The sequence below is a fragment of the Enterobacter sp. SST3 genome (assembly GCF_000286655.1).
Lineage (GTDB): Bacteria > Pseudomonadota > Gammaproteobacteria > Enterobacterales > Enterobacteriaceae > Enterobacter > Enterobacter roggenkampii.
On record NZ_ALNS01000054.1, the window covers coordinates 1 to 9312 of the forward strand.

The 9312-nt window shown below is 56.3% G+C and carries 8 protein-coding genes and 1 tRNA gene; 5 read left to right on the forward strand and 4 right to left on the reverse strand.

Annotation, left to right across the window (positions count from 1 at the left end; all coding sequences use genetic code 11):
• Positions 1-38: 38 nt before the first annotated feature.
• Complete coding sequence (locus B498_RS00155) at positions 39-1223, reverse strand: NupC/NupG family nucleoside CNT transporter (protein WP_008503505.1); 1185 nt, start codon at positions 1221-1223, stop codon at positions 39-41.
• Between the two features lie 251 nt (positions 1224-1474).
• Here B498_RS00155 and efeU point away from each other — a divergent pair, with 251 nt between their 5' ends.
• From efeU to phoH, 4 genes are all read left to right on the forward strand, one after another.
• Positions 1475-2308, forward strand: a complete 834-nt coding sequence (efeU, locus tag B498_RS00150; protein WP_008503506.1) for an iron uptake transporter permease EfeU — start codon at positions 1475-1477, stop codon at positions 2306-2308.
• Positions 2309-2348: 40 nt separating this feature from the next.
• Positions 2349-3476: an iron uptake system protein EfeO gene (gene efeO, locus B498_RS00145; protein ID WP_008503507.1), complete on the forward strand. Its 1128-nt coding sequence runs from the start codon at positions 2349-2351 to the stop codon at positions 3474-3476.
• Positions 3477-3481: 5 nt separating this feature from the next.
• Positions 3482-4765, forward strand: a complete 1284-nt coding sequence (gene efeB, locus B498_RS00140; protein ID WP_008503508.1) for an iron uptake transporter deferrochelatase/peroxidase subunit — start codon at positions 3482-3484, stop codon at positions 4763-4765.
• A gap of 500 nt (positions 4766-5265) precedes the next feature.
• Complete coding sequence (gene phoH, locus B498_RS00135) at positions 5266-6054, forward strand: phosphate starvation-inducible protein PhoH (RefSeq protein ID WP_008503509.1); 789 nt, start codon at positions 5266-5268, stop codon at positions 6052-6054.
• 154 nt (positions 6055-6208) lie between these two features.
• On the opposite strand, the gene B498_RS00130 is transcribed toward phoH, so the two are convergent.
• The 3 genes from B498_RS00130 to B498_RS00120 form a co-directional block, all read right to left on the reverse strand.
• Positions 6209-6296: transfer RNA gene (locus B498_RS00130), tRNA-Ser, on the reverse strand.
• 147 nt (positions 6297-6443) lie between these two features.
• Positions 6444-7121 (reverse strand): isochorismatase family protein, encoded by a 678-nt coding sequence (locus B498_RS00125; protein WP_008503510.1) that lies wholly within the window; start codon positions 7119-7121, stop codon positions 6444-6446.
• 20 nt (positions 7122-7141) lie between these two features.
• Complete coding sequence (locus B498_RS00120; protein WP_008503511.1) at positions 7142-8002, reverse strand: pirin family protein; 861 nt, start codon at positions 8000-8002, stop codon at positions 7142-7144.
• A 109-nt stretch (positions 8003-8111) separates the two neighbouring features.
• Between B498_RS00120 and B498_RS00115 the strand changes: the two genes are divergently transcribed.
• Entirely contained in the window at positions 8112-9017 is a 906-nt protein-coding gene (locus B498_RS00115; protein WP_008503512.1) for a LysR family transcriptional regulator, read from the forward strand.
• Positions 9018-9312 lie beyond the last annotated feature (295 nt).

Below are 9312 nucleotides of genomic sequence, written 5' to 3' on the forward strand. Positions count from 1 at the left end.
TTGTAGGCCGGGATCGCTGCGCGCCACCCGGCATTGCATCAGAGCACCAACCCCGCAAAGCTCGCCGACAGCAAACTCACCAGCGTCGCGCCGTACACCAGACGCAGCCCGAAACGCGATACCACGTTACCCTGCTGCTCGTTCAGGCCCTTAATCGCCCCGGCCACGATGCCGATAGAGGCAAAGTTCGCGAACGAGACGAGGAAGACGGATAAAATCCCCAGCCCGCGCGGGGACATCTGGTGGGCTATTTTCTGCAGCTCAATCATCGCCACAAATTCATTCGCCACCAGCTTGGTTGCCATAATGCTGCCCGCGTTTAAGGCATCGCTCAGCGGAATCCCTACCAGCCACGCCAGGGGATAAAATACATAGCCCAGGATCTGCTGGAAGCTCATGTCAAATACGCTGGAGAAGAGGGCATTAACGGCGCTAATAAGCGCGATAAAACCGATCAGCATCGCCAGAATAATCATCGCCACCTTAAAACCGGCCAGAATATACTCGCCGAGCATCTCGAAGAAGCTCTGGGATTCATGCAGTTTTTCGAGCTTAACATCCGGTTCCGCTTCCGGGCGCGCCGGGTTGATGACCGAGAGAATAATAAAGGTGCTGAACATGTTGAGAATCAGCGCCGCGACGACATATTTGGCGTCGAGCATGGTCATATACGCCCCGACAATCGACAGGGAGACCGTCGACATGGCCGTGGCCGCCATGGTGAACAGACGACGCGAGGAGAGATCGCCCAGCACGCCTTTGTAGGCAATGAAGTTTTCCGACTGGCCGAGGATCAGCGAGCTCACCGCGTTAAAGGATTCCAGCTTGCCCATGCCGTTCAGTTTTGACAGCAGCGTACCGATTACCCGAATAAAAATTGGCAGGATCCGCCAGTGCTGAAGAATACCGATCAGTGCGGAAATAAAAATAATCGGACAAAGCACGCCGAGGAAAATGAACGCCAGCCCTTTTTCACCCATACCGCCAAAGACGAAATTGGTGCCTTCGCCAGCAAATTTGAGCAGTGACTCAAAAAATCCTGAGACGTATTTAATCAGGAATAACCCGCTTTCGGCGTGCAGGAAAAAGAACGCCAGCGCAATTTCAATAACAATCAGCTGTAAAACAAAACGAACCCGAATTTTCCGGCGGTCAAAACTCGTAAGCCAGGCGAGCGCAAGAATAATCACCAGCGCCAGCAGGAAATGGACAATTTTAAACATGGTTTATTTTCAGTTAGGTTGTGAGGCGGATATTTAGCCACAGCCCTGAATCAGCGTAAATGGGCATTTTCGTTATAACTTATAAACCTGAACGTTACGTACGTCACTATTATCAGGCTTTGCGTTTACAACTCGTCATCAAAACACCGCACATTTCGCTTGTTTTTCTTTCCGTCGTAATGATAATCACTATCACAAGAATTTACCTTTCTTTGCATCAGTTGACCGCGATAAACATTTAAGGTGTCGGCATGTTTGTTCCATTTCTCATTATGTTACGTGAAGGGCTCGAAGCCGCCCTTATCGTGAGCCTCATCGCCAGTTATCTGAAGCGAACCCAGCGCGGGCGCTGGATTGGCGTCATGTGGGTCGGGGTATTCCTTGCCGCGGCGCTCTGCCTGGGCCTGGGCATTCTCATTAACGAAACTACCGGCGAGTTCCCGCAGAAAGAGCAGGAGCTGTTTGAAGGTATCGTCGCCGTGATTGCGGTGGTGATCCTCACCTGGATGGTGTTCTGGATGCGTAAAGTCTCGCGTAACGTGAAGGTGCAGCTGGAGCAGGCGGTGGATAACGCGCTGCAGAAGGGGAACAACCACGGCTGGGCGCTCATTATGATGGTCTTTTTCGCCGTCGCGCGTGAAGGGCTGGAGTCTGTTTTCTTCCTGCTGGCGGCGTTTCAGCAGGATGTGGGGATCTGGCCGCCGCTGGGGGCCGTGCTGGGCCTCGCCACGGCCGTGGTGCTCGGTTTCCTGCTGTACTGGGGCGGTATCCGCCTGAATCTGGGCGCCTTCTTCAAGTGGACCAGCCTGTTTATTCTGCTGGTGGCCGCGGGTCTGGCGGCGGGGGCGATTCGCGCCTTCCATGAAGCGGGCCTGTGGAACCACTTCCAGGACGTGGCGTTTGACCTCAGCAACGTTCTCTCCACGCACTCTCTGACCGGCACCCTGCTCGAAGGTATCTTCGGCTATCAGGAAACGCCGAGCGTCAGCGAGGTGGCGATGTACTTCATTTATCTGGTTCCGGCGCTGGTGCTGTTCGCAATGCCGCCGCGTACCGGCACGCAGGCGTCGCGCGTTGCGCCGTAATTTTTGATTTAGTGACAACATACTTTTAAAGGGAAGAGTCATGGCAATTCAGTTCCGTCGTAGTGCGTTATGCGCAGGCATTGCCGCGCTGTTCGCTTCTGCATTCTCCGCCTGGGGTGCGGATGTTCCTCAGGTCAAAGTCACCGTCAATGATAAGCAGTGTGAGCCGATGACCCTCACGGTGAACAGCGGCAAAACCCAGTTCATTATTCAGAACCACAGCCAGAAGGCGCTGGAGTGGGAGATCCTGAAAGGGGTTCTGGTGGTGGAGGAGCGCGAAAACATCGCCCCTGGCTTCAGCCAGAAGATGACCGCCAACCTGCAGCCGGGCGAGTATGAGATGACCTGCGGCCTGCTGACCAACCCGAAAGGGAAGCTGATCGTCAAAGGTGAAGTGACGGCCGATGCGGCGAAAGGCGCGGCGGTGCTGAGCCTGGGCGACGCGATTACGGCTTATAAAGCCTATGTCACGAAAGAGACGGCGGAGCTGGCGACGGCAACCAAAGCCTTTACCGATGCGGTGAAGGCCGGGGATATCGAAAAAGCGAAATCCCTCTATGCGCCAACCCGTCAGCACTACGAGCGCATCGAGCCGATCGCCGAGCTGTTCTCTGACCTTGATGGCAGCATCGATGCCCGTGAAGATGATTTCGAGCAGAAGGCCGCCGATCCGAAATTCACCGGTTTCCACCGTCTGGAGAAAGCCCTGTTTGGCGACAACACCACCAAAGGGATGGAGAAATACGCTGAGCAGCTGAACAGCGACGTGCTGGAGCTGCAAAAGCGCATCAGCGAGCTGGCCTTCCCGCCGTCTAAAGTGGTGGGCGGCGCGGCCGGTCTGATTGAAGAAGTGGCCGCGAGCAAAATCAGCGGCGAAGAAGATCGCTACAGCCATACCGACCTGTGGGACTTCCAGGCAAACGTCGACGGCGCGCAGAAAATCGTTAACCTGCTGCGTCCTCAGCTGCAGAAAGAGAACGGCGAGCTGCTGGCCAAAGTGGATGCCAACTTCAAAAAAGTCGACACCATCCTGGCGAAGTACCGCACCAAAGACGGGTTTGAGACCTACGATAAGCTGACCGATGCCGACCGTAACGCGCTGAAAGGCCCGATTACCGCCCTGGCGGAAGATCTCTCCCTGCTGCGTGGCGTACTGGGTCTGGACTAAGCACGATGAATAAGCATAACGAGAACGACGTGGCTGAGCCTTCCCGTCGTCGGTTGTTAAAAGGGGTGGGGGCGCTCGGGGGCGCGCTTGCTCTGGCTGGCGGGTGTCCGGTGGCGCACGCGGCGAAACCGCAAAGCGCGCCCGGCACGCTGTCACCCAACGCCCGCATGGAGACGCAGCCGTTTTATGGCGAGCATCAGGCGGGCATTCTGACGCCGCAGCAGGCGTCGATGATGCTGGTGGCCTTTGATTCGCTGGCCAGCGATAAAGCCGATCTGGAACGCCTGTTCCGCCTGCTGACGACGCGCATCGCGTTTCTGACCGCCGGTGGACCGGCGCCCGATACGCCGAACCCGCGTTTGCCGCCAATGGACTCCGGCATTCTGGGGCCTTTCATCGCCCCGGATAACCTGACCATTACCGTTTCGCTGGGTGAATCGCTGTTTGACGCGCGCTACGGGCTGGCAAAACAAAAGCCGAAGGCGCTGCAAAAAATGACGCGCTTCCCGAATGATTCCCTGGACGCCGCCCTCTGCCACGGCGATCTGCTTCTGCAGATTTGCGCCAATACGCAGGACACGGTAATCCACGCCCTGCGCGACATCATTAAGCACACGCCGGATCTGCTGAGCGTGCGCTGGAAGCGGGAAGGGTTTATCTCTGACCACGCCGCCCGCAGCAAAGGGAAAGAGACCCCGGTGAACCTGCTGGGCTTCAAGGACGGCACGGCCAACCCGGACAGCCATGATAGTGCGCTCATGAAGGAGGTGGTGTGGGTCACTGCCGATCAGGGCGAACCGGCATGGGCGGTGGGCGGTAGCTATCAGGCGGTGCGCATTATTCAGTTCCACGTGGAGTTCTGGGACCGCACGCCGCTCAAAGAGCAGCAGACGATCTTCGGTCGCGATAAGCAAAGCGGGGCGCCGCTCGGCATGAAGAACGAGCATGATGTGCCTGACTACGCCCGCGATCCGAATGGCGACGTGATTGCGCTGGACAGCCATATTCGTCTGGCCAATCCGCGTACCAAAGAGACGCAGTCCAGTCTGATGATGCGTCGGGGATACAGCTACTCGCTCGGCGTGACCAATTCCGGTCAGCTCGATATGGGGCTGCTGTTCGTCTGCTATCAGCACGATCTCGAGAAGGGGTTCCTGACGGTACAGAAGCGCTTAAACGGCGAAGCGCTGGAAGAGTACATTAAACCTATCGGCGGCGGCTATTTCTTTGCCCTGCCAGGCGTGCGCGACAGCAACGCGTATCTCGCGCAGGGTCTTATTGAAGCCTGATAATTGTCCCCGCAACCGTTCGCGGGGACATTATTTTTTCATATGACTATCCTGCTGTTATATTTCTGTAATATTTCTATATGAGACTGATTTCAACTGTAGGGACAGTCCTAAAAGTTGCATTCAGGTAAAATAAATGTTGCATTTATGATAACTCCTGATGTACTTAAGATAAGACAGCGGTAGTTCCCGGCAGTGATGCTGAATCACTATGGAGATCGCGAATGGTTGCGTCCTGTACTGGACAAGGTAAACATAACAACCGCAGCACCCGGCGCGGAGGCTCAGACTCCGGCAGCGATTTCCTCACCACTAAATTTTCCCCCCTCCCTCAAGAATCTGATTCGACCGACGTGCAGAACGGTGCGCGTAGCTGTTCCGTATCGTCATCCGATAGTGCAAGCAATGGCTTACAAGGAAGCCAACCCTCTGATGTTCGTGCGCATAATCGTGCCGACGCTGGCGCGTGTGATGAATACCAACAACTCAAGGTGCTATCCATGGGAAGACAAAAAGCAGTGATCAAAGCTCGTCGCGAAGCAAAACGTGTGCTGAGACGGGATTCACGTAGCCATAAACAGCGTGAAGAAGAATCGGTCACCTCGCTTGTGCAGATGAGTGGCGTAGAAGCAATTGGCATGGCCCGTGACAGCCGTGATAATTCTCCAATTGTGGCGCGCAATGAGGCTCAGGCGCACTACCTGAATGCTATCGAGAGTAAACAGCTCATCTTTGCAACCGGTGAAGCCGGATGCGGGAAAACCTGGATCAGTGCAGCCAAAGCGGCGGAAGCGCTGATCCATAAGGACGTGGAAAGAATCATAGTTACCCGTCCGGTACTGCAGGCTGATGAAGATCTCGGCTTCTTGCCCGGTGACATTTCGGAGAAGTTTGCCCCGTACTTCAGGCCCGTCTATGACGTGCTGGTGAAGCGGCTGGGTGCATCCTTCATGCAGTACTGCCTGCGGCCAGAGATTGGCAAGGTGGAAATCGCGCCGTTCGCCTACATGCGCGGACGTACATTTGAAAATGCGGTCGTCATTCTTGACGAGGCTCAGAACGTGACCGCTGCGCAAATGAAGATGTTTTTAACGCGCCTCGGGGAGAACGTGACGGTTATCGTTAACGGCGATATTACCCAGTGTGACCTGCCGTCCGGCGTGAAATCCGGACTGAGCGACGCCATGTCACGTTTTGAGGAAGATGAGATGATTGGGGTGGTACGCTTCACCAAAGATGACTGCGTGCGCTCGGCGCTCTGCCAGCGCACGCTACAAGCGTATTACTGAGTGTGCAGTTGCGTTCAAGGCCCGGGAAACCGGGCTTTGTTTTTTGTGCGGGCATGTCGTCGGGTGGCGCTGCGCTTACCCGACCTACAATACTGCATGCGTGCAATATGCGAAAAAAAAGCCCGTACTTTCGTACGAGCTCTCATCTCGAATATGGCGGTGAGGGGGGGATTCGAACCCCCGATACGTTGCCGTATACACACTTTCCAGGCGTGCTCCTTCAGCCACTCGGACACCTCACCATATTGTTTTGCTGCCTGACCGCGTGGGGGGCAACGGGGCGCTACTATAGGGAGTTGCGCTGACACGGTCAAGCAGATTTTCAGCTTTAGTGCCTGTTCGGTTAAGCAATAATCAGCTCCACGGTTTTTACGCCGCGGAGCAGGGGATTAACGCTGTGAATCGAGCACTTCGCTGTTTTTAACCACTTCCTGTGCTTTGCTGTAGCTTTCGATCAGAAGCTGATAAGCCGGGAAGATGTGGGTGTACACTTCCGCCCACTCCGCTGCATCTTCACGGTTCCAGGTACGCTGGATCTCAGAGGCCACCGCCGCCGTATCCATCGGGACCACACCGGCCTGTACAACGCGCGCCAGCGTGATCTCCTGCGCCATTTTGCTGTAGGTGCCGGAGGCATCAATCACCGCAAACACCTTATACCCGTCCGCAACCGCGCTGATCGACGGGAAGGCCATGCAGACGCTGGTAATGGTACCCGCAATGATCAACGTCTTACGCCCGGTGGCTTTTACCGCCGCCACGAATTCCGGGTTATCCCAGGCGTTGATCTCGCCTTTGCGGGCAACATATTGCGCATGCGGCGCGTTGGCGTGGATCTCCGGGATAAGCGGTCCGTTCGGCCCTTGCGGGACGGACGCGGTGGTGATCACCGGGATCTTCGCCAGGGTAGCGATTTTTGCCAGCGCTGCCGCACGGGCACGCAGTTCCGGCATTGGCATATCACCAACGGTCTGGAACAGACCGCTCTGGTGATCGATAAGGAGCATCACAGCATCGTTCACATCGATGACCGGACGGGTTCCATTAAAGTTCGCAGGTGTAGACATGTTCTTCTCCTTTATTACGTTCAGAGCTGGCCGAAGCGGCCGGAATTGAAATCACGAATGGCTTCGTTGATTTCGGCTTTACTGTTCATCACAAACGGGCCGTAGCCCACGATCGGTTCATTCAGCGGCTCGCCGGCCATCAGCAGCACTTTTGCATCGCTGTTCGCTTCCAGGTGCAGTTTGTCGCCTTCCTGACTTAACACGACCAGCTGGGCTTCACCCGCCTGAGCGGTACCGTTTACCGTGATGCTGCCTTCAAGCACGACCAGCGCCGTGCTCCAGCCTTCCGGCTGAGCGAGCGTCAGATGGCTTCCCTGGTTCAGCGCGAAGTCCCAGACGTTGAGCGGCGAGAAGGTGTGCGCCGGGCCGGTCACCGTGTCGTAGCGACCGGCAATAACCCGCAGCGTTCCACCGTCGTCAGGCAGCGTCACTACCGGGATGTCGGCTTTCGTAATGCTCTGGTAGCCCGGTGCGGCCATCTTGTCTTTCGCCGGCAGGTTGACCCAAAGCTGCATCATTTTGAGTTCTCCGCCTTTCTGTGAGAACGCGCTGGAGTGGAACTCCTCGTGCAAAATGCCTGCGCCGGCGGTCATCCACTGCACGTCGCCGGGCCCAATGACGCCGCCTTTCCCCGTGGAGTCGCGATGCTCCACTTCACCGGAATAGACGAGAGTGACCGTTTCAAAACCCCGGTGAGGGTGTTGGCCTACGCCGCGTTTCGCACCGTCTGCCGGAAAGGTGTATGGGCCCGCGTAGTCCAGCAGCAGGAACGGGCTGAGCGGCTCGCCGTGCGTCTGATAGGAGAACATTGAACGGACCGGGAAACCGTCGCCCACCCAGTGCTGACGAGGAGCGGTATAAACGCCAGTGATGTTTTTCATGATTAACTCCTGATGTTCTGTTGATGTAATTAGCTTATATTCAGGGTTAATATCCCGGTAGATAGTTAAAATGGCATTCACTGTTCTGAAAATAGAACGATGAGGATTTATGCAGGATCTCAATGACTTCGTCTGGTTTGTGAAGGTAGTGGAGTACGGGGGGTTTGCGGCGGCGGGAAGGGCGCTTGACCAACCCAAGTCCAAACTGAGCCGCAGGATCGCGCAGCTGGAGGAGCGGCTTGGCGTACGGTTGATACAGCGCACGACGCGGCAGTTTACGGTGACGGAAGTGGGGCACACTTTCTATCAGCACTGTAAGGCAATGCTGATAGAAGCAGAAGCGGCAGAGGAGGCCGTTGCTGCGCTGCAGGCTGAGCCGCGCGGCGTCGTCAGGATCACCTGTCCCGTCACGTTACTGCACGTCCACGTGGGACCGATGCTGGCGCGGTTTATGGCGCGCTACCCCGGGATTAATCTCCAGCTTGAGGCCACCAATCGTCGGGTCGATCTTGTTGGCGAAGGTATTGATATGGCTATCCGCGTGCGTCCGCGTCCGTTTGATGACAGCGATCTGGTGTTAAGGGTGCTGGCTGACAGGGGGCATTGCCTGGTGGCAAGTCCGCAGTTGATTGAACGTATGGGTAAACCGCGAATGCCTTCCGAGCTCAGTGAATGGCCTGGATTAAGTATGGGGGCCGGTAAACAGGTGCATAAATGGGAGCTCAGTGGTCCAGAAGGGGCGAAAGCGGAGATCCACTACGCACCGCGCTTTATTACCACCGACATGCTGGCATTGCGGGAAGCAGCGATGGCGGGCGTGGGCGTTGTACAGTTGCCGATATTGATGGTGAAGGATCAGCTTGCGTCAGGGGAACTGGTACGGGTGCTGGACGCGTGGGAACCCCGACGGGAAGTGATTCACGCGGTTTATCCTTCGCGGCGCGGCATGCTGCCGTCGGTCAGGACGCTGGTGGATTTTCTGACTGAAGAGTATGCGAAGATGGTGGAGGAGTAGCTTTTTGTAGGTCGGGTAAGCGCAGCGCCACCCGACATAAAGAGCGCAGGGAGTTTCAAGGTTCGAATCCCCCCCTTTCGGAGAATATAAAAGAAAAAAGCCCGTACTTTCGTACGAGCTCTCATCTCAAATATGGCGGTGAGGGGGGGATTGACTCGCTTCGCTCGCCCTGCGGGCAGCCTGTTCGCGACGCTCACAGTCTGTCCAACTGGCTGTCGCCAGTTGTCGAACCCCGGTCGGGGATTCTCATCCCCCTGCATGCGTGCAATATGCGAAAAAAAGCCCGCATTTTCAT